Below are 255 nucleotides of genomic sequence, written 5' to 3' on the forward strand. Positions count from 1 at the left end.
CCGAGCAATGCAGCCAAAGCCTTAGCGCTGCTAAAACGCCGGATGTCGCCCAAGTGCCCTAAGATGCGAGCAGCGGTGGTGTTACCAATGCCTGGAATACTGGTGATGAGCTGCGCATCGTGCTTGATGCCGGGATGGCGGTCGATGTGGTCATCCACGTCGTCTTCCAGTTGCTTGATCTCGGTGTCAAGCCAGGCAATGAGCGAACGCGCGTGCTCGGCCACCTCGGCCATGCCGCTGACCTCGTAGCTTTCC

At 59.6% G+C, this 255-nt stretch carries 1 protein-coding gene; it reads right to left on the minus strand.

Annotated features, from left to right (window positions below):
• Window positions 1-255: transposase (locus KW842_RS27265; protein WP_218307314.1), on the minus strand; the 255-nt coding region annotated here is incomplete at both ends.

This window comes from Duganella sp. sic0402 (genome assembly GCF_019219065.1).
Taxonomy (GTDB): domain Bacteria; phylum Pseudomonadota; class Gammaproteobacteria; order Burkholderiales; family Burkholderiaceae_D; genus Rugamonas.